Source organism: Kitasatospora dryopteridis, from assembly GCF_050749075.1.
Classification (GTDB): Bacteria; Actinomycetota; Actinomycetes; order Streptomycetales; family Streptomycetaceae; genus Kitasatospora.
This window is the reverse complement of record NZ_CP192749.1, coordinates 7,939,516-7,961,134: the sequence shown is the minus strand read 5'-3', so window position 1 is coordinate 7,961,134 and position 21,619 is coordinate 7,939,516. Positions and strand designations below refer to the sequence as shown.

The 21,619-nt window shown below is 74.5% G+C and carries 18 protein-coding genes and 1 pseudogene; 11 read left to right on the top strand and 8 right to left on the bottom strand.

Translation table 11 applies throughout. From position 1 onward, the window contains the following. Nucleotides 1-2: 2 nt before the first annotated feature. The 6 genes from ACQ614_RS36345 to ACQ614_RS36320 are packed head-to-tail and all read left to right on the top strand — an operon-like array spanning nt 3 to nt 6,766. Nucleotides 3-764 carry an NAD-dependent epimerase/dehydratase family protein gene (locus ACQ614_RS36345; protein ID WP_431683385.1) on the top strand — a complete coding sequence of 254 codons (762 nt, stop codon included), beginning with the start codon at nt 3-5 and terminating at the stop codon, nt 762-764. 1 nt (nt 765) lies between these two features. Next, entirely contained in the window at nt 766-1,794 is a 1,029-nt protein-coding gene (locus tag ACQ614_RS36340; protein ID WP_431683384.1) for a methyltransferase, read from the top strand. A gap of 15 nt (nt 1,795-1,809) precedes the next feature. Beyond that, complete coding sequence (locus ACQ614_RS36335; protein ID WP_431683383.1) at nt 1,810-2,991, top strand: nucleotide disphospho-sugar-binding domain-containing protein; 1,182 nt, start codon at nt 1,810-1,812, stop codon at nt 2,989-2,991. Nucleotides 2,992-3,000: 9 nt separating this feature from the next. After that, the gene (locus ACQ614_RS36330; RefSeq protein ID WP_431683382.1) at nt 3,001-4,509 is read left to right on the top strand and encodes an FAD-dependent monooxygenase; all 1,509 of its coding nucleotides are present in this window, start codon (nt 3,001-3,003) and stop codon (nt 4,507-4,509) included. 6 nt (nt 4,510-4,515) lie between these two features. Further along, nucleotides 4,516-5,499, top strand: a complete 984-nt coding sequence (locus ACQ614_RS36325) for an aldo/keto reductase family protein (RefSeq protein ID WP_431683381.1) — start codon at nt 4,516-4,518, stop codon at nt 5,497-5,499. Beyond that, the gene (locus ACQ614_RS36320; protein WP_431683380.1) at nt 5,492-6,766 is read left to right on the top strand and encodes an AMP-binding protein; all 1,275 of its coding nucleotides are present in this window, start codon (nt 5,492-5,494) and stop codon (nt 6,764-6,766) included. The genes ACQ614_RS36325 and ACQ614_RS36320 overlap by 8 nt, the downstream gene beginning before the upstream one ends. 85 nt (nt 6,767-6,851) lie before the next feature. Here ACQ614_RS36320 and ACQ614_RS36315 read toward each other — a convergent pair whose 3' ends face one another. From ACQ614_RS36315 to ACQ614_RS36305, 3 genes are read right to left on the bottom strand one after another with little or no spacing between them, the layout of a single operon-like run. Next, nucleotides 6,852-7,607: an ABC transporter permease gene (locus tag ACQ614_RS36315; protein ID WP_363494105.1), complete on the bottom strand. Its 756-nt coding sequence runs from the start codon at nt 7,605-7,607 to the stop codon at nt 6,852-6,854. 13 nt (nt 7,608-7,620) lie between these two features. Then, the gene (locus ACQ614_RS36310; RefSeq protein ID WP_431683379.1) at nt 7,621-8,589 is read right to left on the bottom strand and encodes an ATP-binding cassette domain-containing protein; all 969 of its coding nucleotides are present in this window, start codon (nt 8,587-8,589) and stop codon (nt 7,621-7,623) included. Continuing rightward, entirely contained in the window at nt 8,586-9,236 is a 651-nt protein-coding gene (locus ACQ614_RS36305; RefSeq protein ID WP_431683378.1) for a PadR family transcriptional regulator, read from the bottom strand. The genes ACQ614_RS36310 and ACQ614_RS36305 overlap by 4 nt, the downstream gene beginning before the upstream one ends. A 64-nt stretch (nt 9,237-9,300) precedes the next feature. Between ACQ614_RS36305 and ACQ614_RS36300 the strand changes: the two genes are divergently transcribed. Continuing rightward, nucleotides 9,301-11,775: an excinuclease ABC subunit UvrA gene (locus tag ACQ614_RS36300; protein ID WP_431683377.1), complete on the top strand. Its 2,475-nt coding sequence runs from the start codon at nt 9,301-9,303 to the stop codon at nt 11,773-11,775. A 174-nt stretch (nt 11,776-11,949) separates the two neighbouring features. Next, nucleotides 11,950-13,176 (top strand): class I SAM-dependent methyltransferase, encoded by a 1,227-nt coding sequence (locus ACQ614_RS36295; RefSeq protein ID WP_431683376.1) that lies wholly within the window; start codon nt 11,950-11,952, stop codon nt 13,174-13,176. 73 nt (nt 13,177-13,249) lie between these two features. On the opposite strand, the gene ACQ614_RS36290 is transcribed toward ACQ614_RS36295, so the two are convergent. The 5 genes and pseudogenes from ACQ614_RS36290 to ACQ614_RS36270 all read right to left on the bottom strand — a co-directional run bounded on the left by ACQ614_RS36290 (nt 13,250) and on the right by ACQ614_RS36270 (nt 17,979). Beyond that, a complete protein-coding gene (locus ACQ614_RS36290; protein WP_431683375.1) occupies nt 13,250-14,263 on the bottom strand; it encodes an NAD-dependent epimerase/dehydratase family protein in 1,014 nt (337 codons plus the stop codon). Then, nucleotides 14,260-14,802, bottom strand: a complete 543-nt coding sequence (locus ACQ614_RS36285) for a glycosyltransferase (protein ID WP_431683374.1) — start codon at nt 14,800-14,802, stop codon at nt 14,260-14,262. Before ACQ614_RS36285 ends, ACQ614_RS36290 begins: the two co-directional genes overlap by 4 nt. Then, nucleotides 14,787-15,404, bottom strand: a pseudogene (locus tag ACQ614_RS36280) (nucleotide disphospho-sugar-binding domain-containing protein); the annotation flags it as partial. The gene ACQ614_RS36285 and the pseudogene ACQ614_RS36280, both read right to left, overlap by 16 nt. Nucleotides 15,405-15,457: 53 nt before the next feature. Next, nucleotides 15,458-16,726 carry an acyltransferase family protein gene (locus tag ACQ614_RS36275; RefSeq protein ID WP_431683373.1) on the bottom strand — a complete coding sequence of 423 codons (1,269 nt, stop codon included), beginning with the start codon at nt 16,724-16,726 and terminating at the stop codon, nt 15,458-15,460. 86 nt (nt 16,727-16,812) lie between these two features. Beyond that, entirely contained in the window at nt 16,813-17,979 is a 1,167-nt protein-coding gene (locus ACQ614_RS36270; RefSeq protein WP_431683372.1) for a nucleotide disphospho-sugar-binding domain-containing protein, read from the bottom strand. 198 nt (nt 17,980-18,177) lie between these two features. Here ACQ614_RS36270 and ACQ614_RS36265 point away from each other — a divergent pair, with 198 nt between their 5' ends. Genes ACQ614_RS36265 through ACQ614_RS36255 form a run of 3 tightly spaced genes read left to right on the top strand, consistent with a single transcriptional unit; the run spans nt 18,178 to nt 21,619 of the window. Further along, nucleotides 18,178-19,338, top strand: coding sequence for a nucleotide disphospho-sugar-binding domain-containing protein (locus ACQ614_RS36265; RefSeq protein ID WP_431683371.1), 1,161 nt, complete (start codon nt 18,178-18,180; stop codon nt 19,336-19,338). After that, nucleotides 19,326-19,979: a dTDP-4-dehydrorhamnose 3,5-epimerase family protein gene (locus ACQ614_RS36260; RefSeq protein ID WP_431683370.1), complete on the top strand. Its 654-nt coding sequence runs from the start codon at nt 19,326-19,328 to the stop codon at nt 19,977-19,979. The genes ACQ614_RS36265 and ACQ614_RS36260 overlap by 13 nt, the downstream gene beginning before the upstream one ends. Then, on the top strand, nt 19,976-21,619 hold the full coding sequence (locus tag ACQ614_RS36255; RefSeq protein ID WP_431683369.1) for an FAD-dependent oxidoreductase: 1,644 nt from the start codon (nt 19,976-19,978) through the stop codon (nt 21,617-21,619). Before ACQ614_RS36260 ends, ACQ614_RS36255 begins: the two co-directional genes overlap by 4 nt.

Here is a 21,619-nt window from a genome sequence, read left to right as displayed (position 1 = left end):
CGATGGAGATCGTCGGACGCGGCTTCCTCGCCGGCAGCCTCCGGCCGCTGGCGGCCGCCCACCCGGGCACGGTGGTCTTCGCGGCCGGCGTGTCCAGCGGGCACAGCACCTCCGACGCGGAGTTCGCCCGCGAGGCCGAGCTGCTCTACCAGGTCCTCGCCCGCTGCGAGCGGAACGGCCGGCGGCTGGTCTACTTCTCCACCTGCGCCAGCGGCATGTACGGCGCCGGCAGCCGCCACAGCCGCGAGGACCGGCCGGTCTTCCCGAACTCCCCCTACGGCCGGCACAAACTGGCGATGGAGGGCGTGCTGCGCGCGTCCGGGGTCGACACCCTGGTGCTGCGGCTGGCCTACACGGTGGGCCGGGCCCAGCGCAGCCACCAGCTGCTGCCCTCGCTGGTCGCGCAGATCCGCTCCGGCTCGGTGCGGGTGCACCGCGGCGCGCGGCGCGACCTGGTGCACGTGCTCGACGTGGTCGCCGTCATCGACGCCCTGCTTTCCCGGGGCGTCTCCCGCGAGGTGGTGAACGTCGCCTCGGGCCACGCCGTGCCGATCGAGGAGATCATCGCCCACCTGGAGGACCGCCTCGGCACCGTCGCCGCGAAGGAGGTCGTGGACGTCGCGGACGACCACTCCGTCTCCAACGCGAAGCTGCTCCGCCTGCTGCCCGCCGGGGCGCACCCCGCCTTCGGGCCCGACTACTTCCGGACCGTCATCGACCGCTACCTGGAAGCCCCTCCCACTCCCGTCACCGGAAAGGCATGACATGACCCTTCTCGCCCAGACCTCCGGCCCGACCTCGGTGGCGCGCGCGCTGCTGCGGCTGAACACCTCCTACTTCCAGGCGAAGGTGCTGCAGAGCGCCGTGGAGCTCGACCTGTTCGGGCTGCTCGCGCAGGGGCCGGCCACGGCCGGGGAGATCTTCGCCCGGCTCGGCCTGCGCCCCCGCCCCGGTGCCGACTTCCTGGACTCCCTGGCCGCCCTCGGCCTGCTGGAACGCGGGGACGACGGCCGGTACGCCAACCACCCGGAGGCCGCCGAGTTCCTGGTGCCCGGCAGCCCGCGCTACCTCGGCGGCTCGATCGCCCAGCACTCCCGGCTGCACTTCCGCTCCTGGGCCTCGCTGACCGACGTGCTGCGCAACGAACCGGCCAAGGTGCAGCGGGACTTCCGCAAGGACTTCGAGGACCTCGACAACGTGCGGGGGCTGATGGCGCACATGGACGCCTTCAACAGCTTCGTCGCCCACGAGCTGGACCACCGCGTGGACTGGTCCCACCGCACCTCCTTCGTCGACATCGGCGGGGCCCGCGGCAACGTCGCCGCCCACCTGGTGCGGGTCCATCCGCACCTGCAGGGCGCGGTGTTCGACCTGCCGGCGGTGGAGCCGCTGTTCGACGAGCACATGGCGGCCCTCGGCACCTCGGACCGGGTCCGCTTCGAGGCCGGCGACTTCTTCGCCGACCCGGCGCCCGCCTCCGACGTCGCGATCATCGGCCACGTCCTGCACGACTGGCCGCCGGCCGCCCGCGCCGAGCTGCTGAAGCGGGCCTTCGAAGCCGTGAACCCCGGCGGGATCGTGGTCGTCTACGACGCGATGCTCGACGACGGGCGCACCGACGCCGTCCCGCTGCTGCAGAGCCTGAACTGCGGGATCATGCGCGACGGCGGCTCCGAGTACACGGTCGCGGAGTGCCGCGGCTACGCGGAGGACGCCGGCTTCACGTTCGTGTCGGCCGAACCGGTCGACTCCCTGACCGGCGACCGCGTCCTGATCGCGGCCAAGCCGTCCTGACCCCGCGGAGTCGCTGTGCGCGTCCTGTTCACGACGGCGGCCTGGCCGTCGCACTACATGTTCATGGCCCCGCTCGCCTGGGCCTTCCGCGCCGCCGGCCACGAGGTCCGGGTGGCGGCCCAACCGCACGTCGTGGAGACCGTCCTGGCCTCCGGCATGACCGCCGTGCCGGTCGGCCCGGACCTCGACTTCGCCCGGCTGCACCGCAAGTTCGTGGCGGAGACCGATCCCGGGCTGTACCGGACGCGGGACGCGATCATCACGATCTTCCACCGCGTCGCCGAGATGATGGCGCCCGACGTGGTCGCGCTCGCCGGGGCGTGGCGGCCGGACCTGATCGTCCGCGACCCGGTCGCGTTCGCCGCGTCGGTCGCCGGGCAGGTGGTGGGTGCCCCGGTGGTCCGGCACGCCTGGGGGCCGGACCTCTACGGCACCGACCCCGGCAAGTGGCTCGCCCACCACGTCCTGGAACGCCTCGGCCCCACCTACGCGCTGTACGGCGCCGAGGCCCCCGGTGCCTTCGACCGGCTCGCCGTCGACCCGACGCCGCCGAGCCTGCGCATAACCGCGCCCGGGCCGTCGCTGCCGATGGAGTACGTGCCGTACAACGGACCGGGCGTGGTGCCGCCGTGGGTGCTCGAACCGCCGGTCCGGCCCCGGGTCTGCATCACCTGGGGCACCTTCACCTCCACCGCGACCGACCAGCCCGAGATGTTCCTCGTCCCGAAGATCCTCGACGCGCTCGCCGGTCTCGACGTGGAGCCGGTGCTGGCGGTCACCGCCGCCGAGCGGGAGCTGCTCGGCGACCGCGGGCCGGAGGTCCGGATCGTCCAGGACCTGCCGATCCACACCGTCCTGCCGAGTTGCTCGGCGGTGGTCCACCACGGCGGCGCCACCACGGTGCTCTCCGCGGCCCGCTTCGGCGTGCCGCAGCTGACCATGCCGCACCTGTTCGAACAGCGGCTCAACTCCGACCTGTTGGAGGCAGCCGGCGCCTGCATCCAGCTGACCGCCGAGCACGCCGACGCCCCGGCGATCCGCTCCGCGGTGGCCGAACTGGTCCGACCCGGTGCACCGCAGGCCACCGCCTCGCTCGGGCTGCGCGAGGAGATCCTCGCGATGCCCCCGCTGGCGTCGGCGGTGGACCGGATCGAGGCGTGGCTCCGGGCCGGCGCCACCACGGACATCGACGGCTGAGGGGGCACGGTGGAGTACGACGTCGTCGTCGCGGGCAGCGGGCCGGTCGGCCTGATGCTCGCGGCGGAACTGCGCCTGGCGGGCGTCCGCGTCCTGGTGGTCGAACGGCTCACCGAGCCCGCCGGCCACGACCGTGCGGGCGTGCTGCACACCCGCACGGTCGAGTACCTGGACATGCGCGGCCTGCTGGAACGTTTCAAGGACGGCATGGCGACCGTCTCCGGCCTGCCGTTCGGCGGCATCTTCAGCCGGGGCCTGGACCACACCCTGGTGGAGACCGGGCACCCGTACAGCCTCCTGGTGCCGCAGTCCAGGACGGAGGAGCTGCTCGCCGAACACGCCGCCGCCCTGGACACCGAGATCCGGCGCGGCCACGAACTCACCGGCCTCGCCCAGGACGCGGACGGGGTCACCGTCACCCTCGCCGCCCCCGACGGCGAACGGCGCGTCCGGGCCCGCTACCTGGTGGGCTGCGACGGCGGCCGCAGCACGGTGCGCCGGCTCGCGGGCATCGGCTTCCCCGGGTTCGCGCCCTCGGTGAGCGCACTGATCGGCTACGTCACCCTCACCGAGCGGGACGTGCCGAAGCGCTGGCTCCGCACCGGGAACGGCGTGGTGGTGCTCGCCTTCCCGCCGGAGGGCGGCACCGGCCGGGTGGTCGTCATCGAGTACGGCCGCCCCCACCCGTCGCCGCAGCAGCCGGTCACCCTGGAGGAACTGCGGGCGGCCGTGCACCGCGTGCACGGCCGTGAACTCGACCTGGTGGAACCGGTGCTGTGGATGTCCCGGTTCAGCGACGCGACCCGGCTCGCCGAGACCTACCGGTCCGGCCGGGTGCTGCTGGCCGGGGACGCCGCCCACGTCCACTTCCCGATCGGCGGCCAGGGGCTGAACACCGGCGTCCACGACGCCGTCAACCTGGGCTGGAAGCTGGCGGCGGAGATCCACGGCTGGGCCCCGCCCGGCCTGCTCGACACCTACCACCGGGAACGGCACCGGGCCGTCGAACGGGTGCTGCTGTACACCCGGGCCCAGCTCGCCCTGATGAACCCGGACGAGCACCACGTCACCGCCCTGCGGCAGGTGTTCGAGGAACTGCTGTTCCTCGAGGACACCAACCGGCACCTGACCGCGGCCCTCAACGGGCTCGACCTGCGCTACGGCGAGGAGGAGGGCCCGGACGGCGGCACGGCGGACCGGCACCCGCTGGAGGGCCGGTTCGCCCCCGACCTCGACCTCGAGGCGGACGGCCTGCCCACCCGCACCGCCGAACTGCTGCGCCGCGGCCGGGGGGTGCTGATCGACCTGACCGCCGGCGGCGCACCGGCCCGGACGGCCGCCCCCTGGCGGAACCGGATCGACATCACCACGGCCCGGGCACCGCAGGACGCACCCACCGCCCTGCTGGTCCGGCCGGACGGCCACGTCGCCTGGGCCGCCGCACCCGGCCCCGCCGGCACGACCGACGGGCTGGCGGCGGCACTGACCCGGTGGTTCGGACCACAGGACTGGAGGTAGCACGGCATGGAGCACCGGTACCTGGGCCGCAGCGGGCTGCGGATCAGCGAGCTCGTCTTCGGCAACCTGCTCTACCCGCAGGACAGCACGCCCGACGAGAGCGTGCTCGCCTGCCTGCGGGCGGCCCTGGACAGCGGGATCACCACCTTCGACACCGCGGACATCTACGGCATGGGCCGCTCCGAGCAACTGCTCGGCCGCGCCCTGGCCGGGGAACCGCGGGACGGCGTGGTGATCTGCACCAAGGTCTTCTTCCCCACCGGCACCGGGCCCAACGGCTCGGGCCTGTCCCGCAAGCACGTCCGCGAGGCCCTGCACGCCTCGCTGCGCCGGCTCGGCACCGACTACGTCGACCTCTACACCGCACACCGGTACGACCCGAACACCCCGCTGGAGGAGACCGTGTCCGCCTTCGCGGACCTGGTCCGGGCCGGCCAGGTGCTCTACCTCGGCGTCTCCGAGTGGACGGCCCCGCAGATCGCCGAAGCGGCCCGGCTGGCCCGGGAGCTGAACGTCCAGCTGATCTACAACATGCCGCAGTACTCGGCGCTGTGGCGCGAGCCGGAAGCGGAGGTCGTCCCCGTCTGCGAGTCGCTGGGGATCGGCCAGATCCCGTACTTCACGCTGGCCCAGGGGGTGCTCACCGGGAAGTACCGGCCGGACTCCCCCGCCCCGGAGGGCTCCCGCGGGGCCGCCGAACTCGTCGGCGGCCGGGCGAGGTTCATGCGGCGGCTGCTGACCGACGAGGTCCTGGAACGGGTCGCACGGCTGGAACCGGTCGCCGCGGAGGCCGGCCTGACCCTGCCGCAGCTGGCCGTCGCCTGGGTGCTGCACCGCCCGAACGTGGCCGGTGCGGTGATCGGCGCGTCCCGGCCGGAGCAGGTCCGGGAGAACGCCGCCGCGTCCGGGACGAAACTCGACCCGGAGACCATGGCGCGGATCGACGACGTCCTCGGCCCGGTGGTGTCCCGGGGGGACCTCGATGGCTGAGCCCCGGAAGTCCCTGCCCACCCGGGAGCGCACCGGACGCGGCGCCCCGTCCCGCTACGCGGCCGAACTCTTCGAGGGGCTGTGCCGGTGGCCGGGCCGGACCGCGCTGCGGGACGGGGACCGGAGGGTGGGCTTCGGCGAGCTGGTGGAGCAGAGCAGCCGCATCGCCCGGGCCCTGGAGGACATGGGGATGACCCACCGCGAGGGCGTGGTCTGCCTGGCCGGCAACTCCCCCGAGCACGTCGCCCTGCGGCTCGCCGCGCACCTGCTGGGCTGCCGGTTCGCCGCCCTGCACGCGGGCGACCCGGCGGACGTGGCCGCCGCCCGGGAGGTGGCCGCCGAACAGCGGCCCGCGGTCTTCGTGGTCGACCGGTGGGGCGCCGGGGCCCTGGGCACGCCGGAGCCCGGCGTGCTCTCCCTCGGCGTGCCGGGCTTCGGCACCGACCTGTCCGCCCTGGCGGCACGGATGCCGGGCGGACCGATGCGGCCGCGTGCCCGGGAGCAGGACATCGCCCTGGTGGCGTACTCCCGCGGCACCACCGGCCGGCGCCGCGGCGCGGTCCACCGGTTCTCCGCGATGAACGTCACCTGGCGGCGGCCGCACGAGGGCGAACTCGGCGACTTCCCGGCCGGGGTGACGACGCTCGCGGTGAGCCCGCTGGCCGGCAACGGCGGCGAGGTCGCGCTGATGCTGATGCGGGCGGGCTGCACGGTCATGCTGATGAACGGCTTCGACGCCGGACGGGTCCTGGCCACCGTGGAGTCGGAGCGGATCACCAGCACCTACCTGCCGGCGCAGCACTTCGCCGAGCTGGTCGCCCACCCGGACCTGGAGCGCACCGACCTGTCGAGCCTGCGCTACCTGCCGTACGGCAACGGGCCGGTGCGGGCGTCCGTGGTACGGCGGGCGGTGGAGGCGTTCGGGCCGATCCTGTCGCAGAACTACGTGAGCAGCGAGATCCGCGCGATCAGCCTGCTGCGGCAGGAGGACCACCGGGCGGCGGCGGGGGCCCGGCCCGAACTGCTCGCCTCGGTCGGGCAGCCGCTGCCCGCGGTCGACGTGCGGGTGTGCGGTCCGGACGGCGAACGGCGGCCGGCGGGCCGCTCCGGCGAGATCCGGCTGCGCGCCCCGCACATGATGAGCGGGTATTGGCGCGACCCCGCCGCCACCCGGCGGGCCCTGGCCGGGGGTTGGCTGCGGACCGGTGACCTGGGCCGGGTCGACCACGAGGGGTACCTCTACCTGGAAGGCCGCCTGCCGGGGTGACGCACCCCCGGGGCGCGCGGGGAGTTCACCCGATGCGGGGAGCCCGGGGAGCCGTCAGGCTCCCCGGGCTCCCGTGCGGTGTGCGTCAGGCGTTCTCACGGGCGAAGGTGCGGGTGCCGACCGCGACGCAGACGGCGGCCAGGGCGACCGAGACGAGCGTGCCCTCCAGCACGGCCGCGGTGGCGTAGTGGCCGGCGAACAGGTCGCGGATGGCCTCCACCACGTACCGCAGCGGGTTCAACCGGGAGAGCACGTCCAGCCAGGTCGGTGCGAGGCTCATCGGCAGCAGGATGCCGGCGAGCAGCATGATCGGCAGGGCGGCCGAGGTGAGCAGTGGGGCGAACTGGTCCTCGGACTTGAGGGCCACGCCCAGGGCGAGCGAGAGCGAGGCCAGCGCGGTGCCCAGCAGGACGACGAGGACGACGGCGGCGAGGATGCCGAGGACGCCGGCCCGCAGGCCGAGCAGGACGCCCACCGCGACGATGATCACCGACTGGGTGAGCAGGATGGCGATTTCCCGCCCGACCCGCCCCATGAGGAGGGCGAAGCGGCTGACCGGGGTGACCCGCAGCCGTTCGATCACACCGGAGCGGACGTCCGAGATGATGCCGAAGCCGCAGAATCCGGCGCCGAAGAGTGCGAGGTAGACCAGGACGCCGGGGACGAAGGTCTGCCAGGTGTCGCCGTCGCCGCCCATGCCGCCGACCTTGGTCAGCAGCGGGCCGAACAGCACGAGGTAGAGGACGGGTTGGACCAGACCGAGGACGATCGTGATCCTGTTGCGGAAGGTGAAGCGGACCTGGTTGTCGAAGACGAGCAGGGTGTCGCGAAGTGTCTGCATGTCAGCCCCCTGTTCAGACGGCGCCGGCGGTGGCGGGTTCCTCGGAGCGGCCGGTGAGGGTGAGGAAGACGTCGTCCAGGGTCGGACGGTCGACCTGCACGGACACCGGTTCGACCTGGCGCGCCTCCAGGGCGCGGAGCAGGTCGATCATGGTCCGGCTGCTGTGCCCGGCGCGGAAGCGGAGGGTGTCGCCGGCGGTGGTCAACCCGTACGTGCCGGGCAGCCCCTCGACCACGGTGGCGGCCTCCTGCACGGTGCCGGGTGCGACCTCGATGGTGACGGCGTCGCCCTCGACCCGCCGCTTGAGCTCCTCGGGGCTGTCCTCGACGAGGATGGTGCCGCTGTCCATGATGAGGATCCGGTCGCAGAGCGCGTCGGCCTCGTCCAGGTAGTGGGTGCTGAGGAAGACGGTGGCCCCGAGTTCGTCGCGCAGACGGCGGATGTGCTCCCACAGGTTGCTGCGGCTGGTCGGGTCGAGACCGGTGCTGGGCTCGTCCAGGAAGATCAGCGGCGGGCGGTGGACCAACCCGAGGGCGATGTCGAGCCGGCGCCGCTGGCCGCCGGAGAGGCTGCCGACGAGCCGCGTCCGGAGGTCCTGCAGGCCTAACTGGGCGGCGAGGGAGTCGATCTGGGTCCGGGCGTCGGCCTTGGACATGCCGTACAGCCGGGCCTGCAGCATCAGCTCGTTGGCGACCAGTTCGGCCGGGTTGGCGCCGCCGCCCTGGGCGACGTAGCCGATCCGGCGGCGGACGCCGACCGGGTCGGCGAGCAGGTCGGCGCCGGCCACGGTGGCGGTGCCGGCGGTGGGCCGCAGCAGCGTGGTCAGCATGCGCAGGGTGGTGGTCTTGCCGGCGCCGTTCGGGCCGAGGAAGCCGACGATCTCACCGGCGGCGACCGTGAAGTCGACGCCCCGCACCGCGTTCACCTCCCCGTGCGGCGCCTGGAACGTCCGGGCGAGCCCGTGGACTTCGATCATGTTCATGTGTGGACCTCCGTGGTCGGTTCGTCGGTCTCGTCGGCCGGGTCGGCCGGGTCGGCCGCACCGGGGTCGTCGGCGCCGCCCGTGGGGCGGGGGCCGGAGGCGTCCGCGACGGCCTGCTCGATGACCCGGTCCAGGTCGTCCTGCCAGGCGAGTTCGGCGTCGAGCTGGATCACTCGGCGGCGGAACATCACCGCGTCGAGCGGGCCGATCGCGCCGGCGCTGTGCAGGGCCTCGCCCTCCGCCGCGATGCCGTCGCGCAGCACGCGGAGCGCCTCGCGGCGGCGCTTGAGCAGGCCGAGCAGGGTGGGCAGGTCGTCGGTCCGGGTGAAGAGCAGCGCGACGCCGAACGGGTCGGTGCCGTGGTGGATCTCCGTGACGGCCTCTTCGCGCAGGGTGCGCAGCTCCGTCTCGCCCTGGGCGGTGATGCGGTAGACGGTTCTCGCCGGCCGCCTGCCCACCTGTTCGGTGCGGACGGACTCGACCTGGCCGGTCTCGTCCATCGTCCGGAGCTCACGGTAGAGGGCGCCCACGCTGACGCCGCCCCAACTGCTGACGCTCGTCACCTCGGCGATGCGGCGGATTTCGTGGCCGTGGAGCGGACCACTGTTCTGCAGCGTCCCGAGGACCATGAGTCGAGTTAGATTCACGGCTTTAGTATCGTGAGAGTAGTATCGAGAGTCAAGTTCATCGGACGGCATGGGAGGAGCCCCAGTGAGCCACACGGACCACGTCCCGGGCGGGGATGTCATCGAGATCGTCGGCGCCAGGACGCACAACCTCAAGGACGTCAGCGTCACGTTCCCGAAGAACAAGATCGTCGCCTTCACCGGCGTGAGCGGCAGCGGGAAGACGTCCCTGGCCATCGACACCGTGCACGCGGAGGCCCAACTGCGCTACCTGAACGGCATCTCGCCGTTCTTCCGGCAGTTCATCTCCCCCAAGGACCGGCCCCAGGTGGACCGGATCAGCGGGCTCGGCGTCACCCTCGCGGTCGACCAGCGACGGCTCAACCGCAGCCCCCGCTCGACCCTCGGCAGCATCAGCGGGCTGAACGACTTCCTCGGGCTGCTCTTCGCCCGGATGCCCGCGCTCGGCCCGCTCGCCGTCGAGCACCCCGAGCTGCGCAACCTCACCAGCGCCTACTTCGACCGGTACAGCATGGAGGGGCGCTGCAAGCGGTGCGCCGGTATGGGCCACACCGACAGCGCCGAACCGGACCGGATCATCACCAGGCCCGACCTCCCGCTGTTCGGCGGCGCGGGCGAGTGGTTCGGGCGCACCAACTCCGGCGAGCACCTGGCACTCCCCGCCCTCGCCGCGGCGCACGGCGCCGACCTGGACCTGCCCTGGTGCGAGCTCCCCGGGGCCTTCCGGCACGCCGTCCTGCACGGCACGGACGGCGAACCGGTCACCTTCAAGATCACCAACCGGCACAAGAAGTCCGGCACCGAGACGGTGATCGAGCGCAGCGTCCCGCTGATCGGCGCCGTCCGCGAGGTCACCCGGTTGTACGAGGCCTCCGGCACCGACACCGCGCGCGAGGCCTACGCCCGCTTCATGGTCCGGGTGGCGTGCCCCGCCTGCCACGGCACCGGCTTCGGCGAGACCGCCCGGACCCTCGAACTCGGCGGCCTCACCTACCCGGAGGTGATCAAGCTGCCGGTGGAGGAGCTGCGCACCTGGGTGGACGGCATCGACGCCACCCTCACCCCGATGCAGCGGGAGGTCGCCGTCAACGTGCTGCCGGACCTCGCGCGCCGGGTCCGGCTGATGGTCGAACTCGGCCTCGGCCACCTCCAGGTGACCCGTACGGCGCCGTCGCTGTCCGGCGGCGAGCTCCAGCGGGCCCGGGTCACCGCCCAGCTGAACATGGACCTCAGCGGCATCGTCTTCGTCCTGGACGAGCCGAGTGCCGGCCTGCACCCCGCCGACAAGCACCCGCTGCGCGAGATCCTGACCGACCTGCGCGACGCCGGGAACACCGTGCTGCTCGTCGAGCACGACCCCGAACTCATCGCCCTCGCCGACTGGGTGGTGGACCTCGGCCCCGGCGCAGGACGCCGGGGCGGCACGCTGGTCGCCTCGGTGCCGACCGCCGAGCTGAGCGACCACCCGCAGTCGGTCACCGGCGCCTACCTCGCCGGGCGCGGCCCGCGGGTGCACCGCCCCCGGCGGTTCGACGCGCGGGCGGCCGCGCGCCTGAGCCTGCTCGGCGTCGACGTCCACAACGTCCGACTCGACCGCGTGGACATCCCGCTGTCCACCCTGACCTGCATCACCGGGGTGAGCGGCAGCGGCAAGAGCAGCCTGCTGCACCGGGCGCTGGGCGCCGGCCTGGAGGCCGTGCTGCGCGGCGAGCGCCCGACGGCGATGGCCGGCGTCGAGGGCGCCGGGCGGCTCGGCTGGGTGACCGTCGTCGACCAGGACCCGATCGGCCGCACCCCCCGTTCCAACCCCGCCACGTACACCAAGGCCTTCGACACCGTCCGCAAGCTCTTCGCCGCCACCCCGCGGGCCAAGGCGCTCGGCCTGGGCCCCGGCGCGTTCTCCTTCAACTCCCCCGGCGGCCGCTGCGAGACCTGCACCGGCTACGGGCGGCGCCAGGTGGACCTGCACTTCATGCCCGACATGTGGGTGGAGTGCGACGTCTGCGAGGGCCGGCGGTTCACCCCCGAGGTGCTGGGCGTCACCTACCGGGGCAAGGCGGTGGACGAGGTCCTCGCCATGACCGTGGACGAGGCGGCGGAGTTCCTCACCGAGCCCGCGGGCCTGGCCACCACGCTGCGCGCCGTCCAGCGGGCCGGCCTGGGCTACCTCCAGCTCGGCCAGAGCGGCACCGAGCTGTCCGGCGGCGAGGCGCAGCGGCTGAAGCTGGCCAACGCGATCCTGCTCGGCACCACCGGGCGCGGCCGCGGCCTGGTCCTCCTGGACGAGCCGGTCACCGGGCTGCACCCCTCGGACGTGCAGCGGATGGTGGACGCCTTCGACATCCTGCTGGCGAACGGCAACTCGGTCGTCATCGCCGAGCACGACCTGCACGTCGCCGCCTGCGCCGACTGGATCATCGACATGGGTCCGGGTGCCGGCGACCGCGGCGGCCGGGTGGTCAACGAGGGGACGCCGGCCGAGATCGCCGCCGGGCCCGGGGTGACCGGCGAGTACCTGCGCCGGGTCCTCCCCGTCTGACGGCCGGGCGGGCCGGACCCGCCCGTCGTCCAGTGCACCTCAACCGTTTGTCGAGTCGCGTCCGGGACGCTCCCGATCACAGGGACCGTCCCGGGCGCGGGACGGTCCGGCCCGGGCCCCCGCCCGCCCGACCGGCCGGCGGTCCGCGTCATCGACAGGAGTTGAGGAGCCATCATGTCTGCCACGCCCGAATGCCGCATCTGCGGCGGCGCCCTGCACGAGTTCTTCGACTTCGGCCGACAACCGCTGGCCGACGCGTTCGTCGACCCGGCGGGCGGCACCGAGGAGTTCTTCCACCGTCTGGCGGTCGCGATGTGCGACGCCTGCACGATGGTCCAGCTGCTGGAGGACGTCCCGCGGGAGCGGATGTTCCGGACGGACTACCCGTACCTCTCGTCCGGCTCCACGGTCATGCAGGAGCACTTCCGGGCCACCGCCCGGCACTTCCTCGACACCGAGCTGCGCGGGCCCGACGCGTTCCTGGTCGAGTTCGGCAGCAACGACGGCATCATGCTCGACACCGTCCACCGGGCCGGCCGCCGCCACCTCGGCGTCGAGCCGTGCGCGGGCGTGGCGGAGGCCGCCGCCGCCAAGGGCATCCGGGTGCGCAACGCCTTCTTCGAGGAGTCCACTGCGGCGGAGATCGCCGCCGCGGAGGGGCCCGCCCAGGTCGTCTACGCCGCCAACACCTTCTCGCACATCTCGTACGTCGACTCGGTCTTCCGCGGCGTCGACGCCCTGCTCGCCCCGGAGGGGGTCTTCGTCTTCGAGGACCCGTACCTGGCGGACATCTTCGAGCGGACCTCGTTCGACCAGATCTACGACGAGCACTTCTACTTCTTCACGGTCCGCTCCGTGCAGGCGATGGCCGCCCACTACGGCTTCGAGCTGGTCGACGTGGAGCACCTGGACGTGCACGGCGGCGAGATCCGCTACACCGTGGCGCGCCGCGGTGCCCGCACCCCCACCCCGGCGGTCGGCCTGTTCCTGGAGCGGGAGAAGGCGGCCCGGATCACCGAACGGGACACCCTGGAGCGGTTCGGGGCCGCCGTCGACAAGGTGCGCGACGACCTGCGCGCGGTCCTGGAGCGCTGCCGGGCTGAGGGCGCCACCGTCGCCGCCTACGGCGCCACCGCCAAGAGCGCCACCCTCACCAACTACTGCGGCATCGGCCCCGAGCTGGTCGCGTACATCGCCGACAGCACGCCGGCCAAGCAGGGCAGGCTCAGCCCCGGCTCGCACATCCCGGTGCGCTCGCCGGAGGAGTTCGCCGCCGCCTACCCGGACTACGCCGTGCTCTTCGCCTGGAACCACGCCGAGGAGATCATGGCGAAGGAGGAGGGGTTCCGGCGCGCGGGCGGGCGGTGGATCGTCTACGTGCCCGAGGTGCGGATCGTCTGAACCATGGCGCCGCAGCGGACGGGCCGGCCCCGCTCGATCGTCGAGCGGGGCCGGCCCGTTCACGGCGTGCGGGTCACGGTCCGGGGGTGCGCCCGGCGAGGACGGCCGCCAGTTCGTCCAGCGCCTCCGGCAGGTCCCGCCGGGGGCACCAGCCGGTGACGGCCCGGAACGCCGAGGCGTCGACGACCGTTCCGGCGGCGTCCGCGGGTGTCGCCGCCGCGGGCGGCGGCACGGAGACGACCGGGACGGGCGGGCGGCCGGTGCGGGCCGCGACGGCCCGGGCGACCGCGGTGAAGAGCTCCCGCACCCGGACGGGCCGCCCGGTGCCCACCGTCCAGTGCCGGCCGGCGAGTTCGGCGCCGTGGTCGAGGCAGGCGGCGAACGCGGCGGCCGTGTCGGTGACGTGCAGCAGGTCCCGCACGACGCTCCCGGTGCCCCAGACGGTGAGCGGCTGCCCCGCCAGGGCGCGCAGCGCCATCGCGGCGACCACCCCGTTGCCGTCCGGCCCGGGGCCGCTGCCGTAGACGGTGGGCAGGCGCAGCGACACGCCGCGCAGCACGCCTTCGGCGGTGGCCGCCCTCAGCACCGCTTCGGCGGCCGTCTTCTGACGGGCGTACACGGTGGCGGGCCGGTCGGGGCCGGTGCCGTCGACCGGCCCGCCGCGGCCGGCCTGGGAGGCGGAGCCGGCCAGGACCACCAGCGGGGGCGGTGTGCCCGGCGGGCGGCGGGCCGCCCGCAGGGCGTCGGCGATCTCGTGCACCAGGCCGACTCCGAGCCGTTCGCCGAGCCGTTCCCCGTCGCCCTCCGCGGCCCGCCAGCCGACGGTCCGGTCGAGGTGGGCGACCAGGTCGAGGACGGCGTCGGCACCGGCCACGGCCCGGGCCCCCGCGCCGGGCACGGACAGGTCGGCGGGGACGTCCTCGACGACCGCGGCGCGGTCCGCGGGCAGCACCGCGGGCCGCCGGGCCACCAGGCGCAGCCGGACCGGCCGCCGGGCGAGTTCCGCCACGACGGCCGATCCGATGTATCCCGAGGCCCCGAGGACGACGACCAGCGGTGCGCGGCTGCCGCCGGGGGCCGGCCTCATGTCCCGGCCGCGGCGAGGTCGCACAGTGCGCGGGCGACCTCGCGCGGGGTGGGCTGGTCGAGGATCTCCCGTTGCAGGCGCCGGGCGGCGACGGCGTGGGAGTCGTCCCCGAGCACGGCCGCGGCGGCGGCGCGGACGTCGTCCGGCCCGGTGCGTTCCGCGGGCAGGATCCGGGCGGCGCCGGAGGCGGCCAGGGCCTTCGCGTCGCTGATCTGGTTGGGCAGTTGCGGCAGCAGCAGCTGCGGCACGCCGTGGTGGGCCGCGGTGAGCGCGGTCATGAAGCCGCCCTGGTGGACCAGCAGGGCACAGCCGGGCAGCAGCACGTGCAGCGGCAGGTTCTCCAGCACCCGGACGCCGGGCGGCGGTGTGCCGAGGCGTTCCCGTTCGTCGGCGGTGACGGCGACGACGATCTCCGCGTCGAGTCCGGTGAGCCCGGCGAGGACGTCGGCGAGGCGGGTGCCCGTGCCGTCGAGGACCCCGGTGGTGGAGGTGCCCCAGGTGAGGGCGATCCGCGGCCGGCCGGGGGCCGGTCGGCCCACTCGGGCACCGTGCCGGGGCCGTTGTAGGGCGGCCAGCGCAGGTGCAGCCGGGTCGGTGCGGGCGGTGCCTGCAGGCTGGGCGGGCAGGGTGAGACGGTGCGGTGGGCCGGGTCCTGCCCGTGCAGGTCGAGGCCGTGCCGCCGGTAGGGCTCCCAGTAGCCGGGGAGGATGTCGAGGATCTTCTCGCCGCCCTCGGAGCCGAGGATGTCCGGGCCCCAGAGGTGGCGGATGCCGGGCACGCCGAGGACGTGCGCGGCGACCAGGGCCGCCGGAGCCATGGTGTCGCCGATGACGAGGTCGGGCCGCCAGGCCCGGGCGAAGGCCACGGTGTCGTCCAGGGCGGCGGTGGTGGCCTCGGCCCAGGCGCCGAACAGGCCGCCGTCGTCGGCGCCGGCCGCCTCGCGGATCTCCTCGGCGGTGCCGGGGGTGCCGTCCGCCTTCTCCTGGGACAGGGTCCGGCGGCGCACCGCCAGGTAGTCGACGTCGGGCCCGACCGGGACCATCGGCATGCCGGAGCGGACGATCGCCGGCCGCATGGACGGCTGGGCGGCGACCCGGATCTCGTGGCCGGCGGCACGCAGGGCCCAGGCGAGCGGCACCATGGCCATGTAGTGGGTGGGCCAGCCGGAGGCGGTGACCAGGACGCGCATCTCGCTCATTTCTCCACCAGGTGCGTCGCCTCGGCCGAACGCGGCTGCGGCGCACCGCCCGGGGTTGTGGTGATCGGCAGGGGCGGGACGTCGCGCGGGCGCAGCAGCCGGACCATCGGGCGTTCGACCAGCCGGTGGATCAGCCAGGCGGCGGCCAGCGCGAGAAGGAACTGGGCGGTGAAGGAGAGGAGTCCGACCCACCAGGAGAGCACCGGCAGCGGTACCGGCAGCAGGTCGGCGTCGACGCCCGCGGTCCACAGGCGGCTGAACAGCTGCTCCTGCACCAGCAGGTGGGTGAGGTAGAAGGAGAGGGAGATCTCGCCCAGCCAGACCAGCGGGCGCCAGCGCAGCGGGGACCAGCCGCCGGTGATGTCGGCGCGGCTGAGCGCCGCGATCAGCAGGGCGAACGGGATCACCATGCCCGCACCCAGCGGCAGGTAGCTCGGCAGGTGGAGGTTGACGCCCCAGCCGGCGGCCGTGAGCAGCAGGGCGAGGGCGACGCCGGGGCCGCGCCAGGCGCCCCGGCGCACGAGCAGGGCGAGCGCGATGCCGATGACGAACTCCGCCATCCGCATCGGCGGGAAGACGTAGGCGAACCAGTAGCCGATCGGCCCGCCGTAGTCCCCGGTCGGGACCATCTCCATCGGGTCGGGGTGGGTCAGCGCGAAGGTGCGGGAGACCACGTGCGGCAGGGCGAGGGCGAGCACGGTGCAGATCGCCGCGGCGGCGTACAGCTGCCGGTTCTTCGCCCGTGCCAGGACGGGGACCAGGACCGGGAAGCAGAGGTAGAAGAACGCCTCGCAGCTGAGCGACCAGTCGAGGCCGGTCATGGTCAGGTAGTACCACTGGCTGGGCACCCAGTTCTGCACCAGGAAGACGTGGGCCAGGGTGACCTTGGCCCCGGGGACTCCGTAGTCGACGGCGACCAGGACGAACGCGATCGCGGCGGTGACCAGGTGCACCGGGTAGATCTTGGCGATCCGCCGCCGGTAGAAGGAGCGCGCGGTGTCGCCGGGCCGTGCGATGTAGGTCAGCACGAAGCCGCTGAGCAGGAAGAAGCAGGAGACCGCGGGGCCGCCGGAACGGGAGAACAGGACGTGGAAGACGTCCTGCACGAATGCCGAGTCGAAGGTCCCCCCGGCGAAGCTGAAGGAGAGGAAGAAATGCGCGCCGAATACGGTGATGGCGAGGATTCCGCGCAGTCCGGTGAGTGACACCAGGTGGCCTGCGGTGGATCCGTCCGGAACGGCGGTGGTGGACGGTGCTTTTCTCATGAATGCCTCTCTCTGCTGAGACGGGGGTGCCCCCGGGTGGGGTTCGGATCCGCCGGTTTTCGGCCGGCGCGGGTGGTCCGGGGAATTCAGGCCAGCTTTTCGAGTTCGGCGACGACCTCGGCCGGGGCGGGCTGTTCCGCGATCTCCGCGGCGAGTTTCCGGGCGGCGTCCCGGTAGGAGGCCCCGGCGAGGACGGCGGCGACCCGTTCGCGGATCGCGGCGACCGGGTCGGCCTCCCGGGCGAGTTCGCCGTAGGTGAGGTGGATGCCGGCGCCGGTGGCGGCCTGGCGCTCGGCGTTGAGGGTGGGCTCGGGCCGGCGGGTGACGGTCACCTGGGGGACGCCGGCGCCGGCCGCGGTGAGGGTGGTGCCGGCCCCGCCGTGATGGACCACCGCGGCGCAGCCGGGCAGCAGCAGGTGCAGCGGCAGCGAGACCGCGGTGCGCACCGAGGGCGGCAGTTCCCCGAGCAGGTCGCGCTGGTCGGCGGTGGTGGCCAGGACGACCTCCACCGGCAGGCCGGCGACCGCCTCGACCGCCTGGCGGAGCAGGTCCGTCATGGCGGAGCCGAGCAGTTCGGCCGTGGTGGCGCCCCAGGTGACGCAGACCCGCGGGCGCTGCGGCGGGTCGAGCAGCCAGGACGGCATCGTGCCGGGGCCGTTGTAGGGGACGTACCGTTCCTGCCGGACGTCCGGCAGCGGGCCGAACCCCATGCTCGGCGGGCACGGGTCGATCCAGGCGGCGGGCCGGGTCCGCACGTCGGCGCCGACCCGGTCGAAGAGCGCGGCGTAGCCGTCCTGCGGCTCGTCGCCGAAGCCCTTCATCTCGAGTTTCTGGAGGCCGGGGCTGCCCCAGAGGTGGCTGACGTTCGGCACGCCGAGGGCGGCGGCGACGACCGGGCCGGCGTACGAGACGGCGTCGTGGACGACGAGGTCGGGCCGCCAGTGCCGGGCGAAGGCCAGCAGGTCGTCCAGCATGCTGCCGGCCATGGCGAACTGCCGCTGTCCGAGGGCCTCCAGCAGTCGCTTGCGGGAGTCGTCGAGCAGGCCGGGCTCGACCGGCCAGCGGGCCGGCCAGCGGTCGTGGTCGTGCCAGGCCGTCAGGTCGCGGTTGCGGGCGCTGCCGCCGAGGCTCACCGCGGAGCCGACCTCGACCATGGGGAGCCCGGAGGCGGTCACGGCCGCGGTGAGGGAGGGCGCGCTGGCGACGCGCACCTCGTGGCCGGCCGAGCGCACCGCCCATTCCAGCGGAACCATCGGGAAATGGTGGGACGGCGAGGGGAAGGTCGTGAACAGCACGCGCATTTTCTGGGCCCTCCGAATCCTGGGCCGGTTCGGCCCGCCCGCAGTTTCCCGCGCGCGGACCTGAGAAGCGGTCGAGCCCGGCTCGACCCTGAATCGAGGAGCCGATTCCGCCCTATTCCGGGGAGGCCCGGCTCTGCCATGGTGGGGCGCATGAGGATTTTGCTCACCGCGGCGCCCATGTACGGGCATGTCCTGCCGCTCGTGCCCATTTCCTGGGCACTGCGGTCGGCGGGGCACGAGGTCCTGCTGGCGGCGCCCGGGGAATTCCCCGACGTGGCGGCCGGGGCGGGTCTGCCCGCGACCGCGAACGCCGGCGGGGTGTCGATGGGCGGGATGATCGGCTTCGAGCGGGACGGGACGCCGGCGGCCCGGCCGGCCGACCCGGAAGGACGGGTGCGGCGCAGCGGCCGTGGTTTCGGGCGGCTGGCCGCGCACGTCCTGGAGCGGACCGTGCGGATCGCCGAGCGGTGGCGCCCGGACCTGGTGGTCAGCGAACCGACCGAGTACGCGGGCCGGTTGGTCGCCGCGCACCTCGGTCTGCCCTGGGTGGAGCACGGCTGGGGCCTGCGCCTGTCCGGACTGTACGCCGAGGCGGCCGAGCAGGAGCTGGCCCCGGAGCTGGCGGCGCTGGGTCTGCCCGGGTTGCCGGCGCCGCGGCTGCTGCTGGACCCGTGCCCGCCGCGGCTGCAGCTGCCGGGGGTTCCGGCCGCGCCCGTCCGGCGGGTGCGCTACCTGCCGTACAACGGCCCCGCCCCGGTGCCGTCCTGGGTGCACCGTCCCCGGGAGCGTCCCCGGGTCTGCGTGACGCTGGGCAGTGCCTTTCCCGCCGTCAGGTCCGAGCTGCTGGCGGCGCTTCCGGAGGCCCTGCACGGGGCGGGGGTGGAGACGGTGCTGGCGACCGGCGAGGGCACGGCCGCCGGGCCGCTGCCGGAGTCGGTGCGTGCCGTCGGCTGGCTCCCGCTGGACACCGTCCTGCCGGCCTGCGACCTGGTGGTCCACCACGGCGGGCCGGGCACCGCGATGACCTCCCTGGTGCACGGGCTGCCGCAGCTCGTCCTGCCGTACTACCTGTCCGACACCACCGTGTACGCGCAGCGGCTGGCGGAGCTGGGCGCGGGCCGCTGGCTGCCGCCCGAGCGGGCCGACGCGGCGGGGGTCGCGGACGGCGTCCGGGCGCTGCTGGCCGACCGGGGGGCCCGGGGGGCCGCGGCCGGGCTGGCGGAGGAGATCGCCGGCCTCCCCTCGCCGGCGGAGGCCGTCCCGGTGCTGGAGGACGTGGTGCGGAAGGAGCGTGCGGCATGCGTCCGTTAGCGGTGGAGGGGGCCTGGGAGGTCGAGCTGCGGCCGCACCACGACGAGCGCGGCACCTTCACGGAGCTGTACTCGGTGGGCCGGCCGACCGCGCCCGGCGGGCCGGTGCCGGTGGCCCTGGCCGGTCTCTCGGTCTCCCGTCGGGGCGTGGTCCGCGGCGTCCACTACGTCGCCACCCCGCCCGGGCAGGCCCGGTACGTCACCTGCGTGGCGGGCGAGGTGCTGGACGTGGTGGTCGACGTCCGGGTGGGCTCTCCCACGTTCGGGCAGTGGGACTCCGTCCGGCTCGGTCCCGGCCGCCGACGGGCCGTGCAGCTGTCGCCGGGGCTGGGCCACGGCTTCGCCGCCCTCACCGAGGGCGCGACGGTGCTCTACCTCTGCTCCGCGCCGTACCGGCCGGAGCTGGAGCGGACGGTCCACCCGCTGGACCCGGAGCTGGCCCTGCCGTGGCCGGACACCCCGGGCCGGCTGCTCTCCGAGCGCGACCGGCGGGCCCCGACGCTCGCCGAGGCGCGCCGGTCCGGGCTGCTCCCGGTGGCCCCGGCCGCGCTCCGGGCCCGCTCCCGCTCCGGCCCCGCCGGGGCCACCGACCCCGCCGGGACCACGGCCGGGACCACCGACACTGCCAGGAGGCGGACATGACGACGGCGGAGAAGGGCCCGGCGGCACCGCCGGACGGGCCGCGGGTACTGGTCGCGGGCGCCGGCCCGGTCGGTCTGATGACCGCGTTCGAGCTCGCCCGGCGCGGCGTGCCGGTGCGGCTGGTCGACGCGGCCGACGGTCCCGCCGTCACCAGCCGGGCGATGGCGACGCACGCCCGCTCGCTGGAGGTGTACGACCAGCAGGGCGTCCTGGCGGACATGATGCCGCGCGGCCGGGTGGTCCAGCGGTTCACCATGCACCTGAACGGCCGTCGGCTGGCCGTCCTCGGGCCGGACTACTCGCGGGTCCCGACCCGCTTCCCGATGACCCTGATGGTGGATCAGGCCGCCACCGAGGACGTGCTGCGCCACGCCGTCGCCAAGCACGGCGTGGAGATCGAGTGGGGGGTGCGGCTGGAGGGCTTCGAGCAGGACGACGACGGGGTGACCGTCGAACTGAGCGGCCCGGCCGGCACCGAACGGGCCCGGGTCGACTGGCTGGTGGGGTGCGACGGCGGGCACAGCACCGTCCGGCGGCTGCTCGGGCTGCCGCTGATCGGCGACTCCACCGAGACCTGGTTGATCGCGGACGCCGAGGTCGACGTGGACCTGCCGCAGAACAGCATCCACTGGATCAAGGTCGGCAGCGGCACGGTCATGGCCGTCCCCTTCCCGCAGGAGGGCAAGTGGCGGCTGCTGGACACCGCCGACACCTCCTACGGGGGCGATCCGCAGGACGTGGCCGAGCGGTTCGCCGGCAAGCTGCGCCGCGGGCTCGGCCGGCCCGTCACCGTGCACCGGCCGAGCTGGGTGTCGGTCTTCACCATCCAGCAGCGCATGGTCCCCGCCATGCGCGGCGGCCGCTGCCTGCTCGCCGGGGACGCCGCGCACGTGCACAGCCCCGCCTCCGGTCAGGGCCTGAACACCGGCCTCCAGGACGCGTACAACCTCGCCTGGAAGCTCGCCCTGGTCGCGCAGGGCCTGGCGGCGTCCGCCCTGCTCGACAGCTACTCGGCCGAGCGGGTGCCGGTCGGCCGGGCACTGCTCGGCTCCACCCGCCGGGCGACCCGCCTGGTGCAGCTGCGGAACTCGGCGGCCGGCGCCGCCCTGCCGCTGGTGTTCGCCCTCGTCCGCAACCTGGCCCCGCTGCGCGGCCGGATCGAGCGGAAGATCATCGGCACGATGTCCGCCCTGTCGCTGGACTACGCGGACAGCCCGCTGACCGTCCCCGACCGCCGCCCGGACGGGGCCGTCGGGCCGCGCTCCGGCAGCCGGATCAGCCAGGTCGCCGCGGAACGGGCCGACGGCCCCGGGTGGAGCGCCCTGCTCGACGAACTGCGCGACCTCCGGCCCAGCCTGGTGGTCGCCACCGGCCACGGGGGCGCGGCCGGGGCCGCCGCGACGGCCCGCGAGGAGCACGGCGCCTGGCTGTCGGTGCGCACCGTCGGCGGCGACGGCCCGGGCGGCCTGCCGGACCCGGACGGCGCGCTCCGCGCCGACCTCGGCCTGCCGCCGGGCGGCTGGCTGCTCGTCCGGCCGGACGGCTACCTGTGCGCCCGCGGCGGGCCCCTCGCCCCGGCGGACCTCGCCGAGGCCCTCGACGTGCTGCGCGGCATCCGCCCCGCCGCCCGGGAGGTGTGA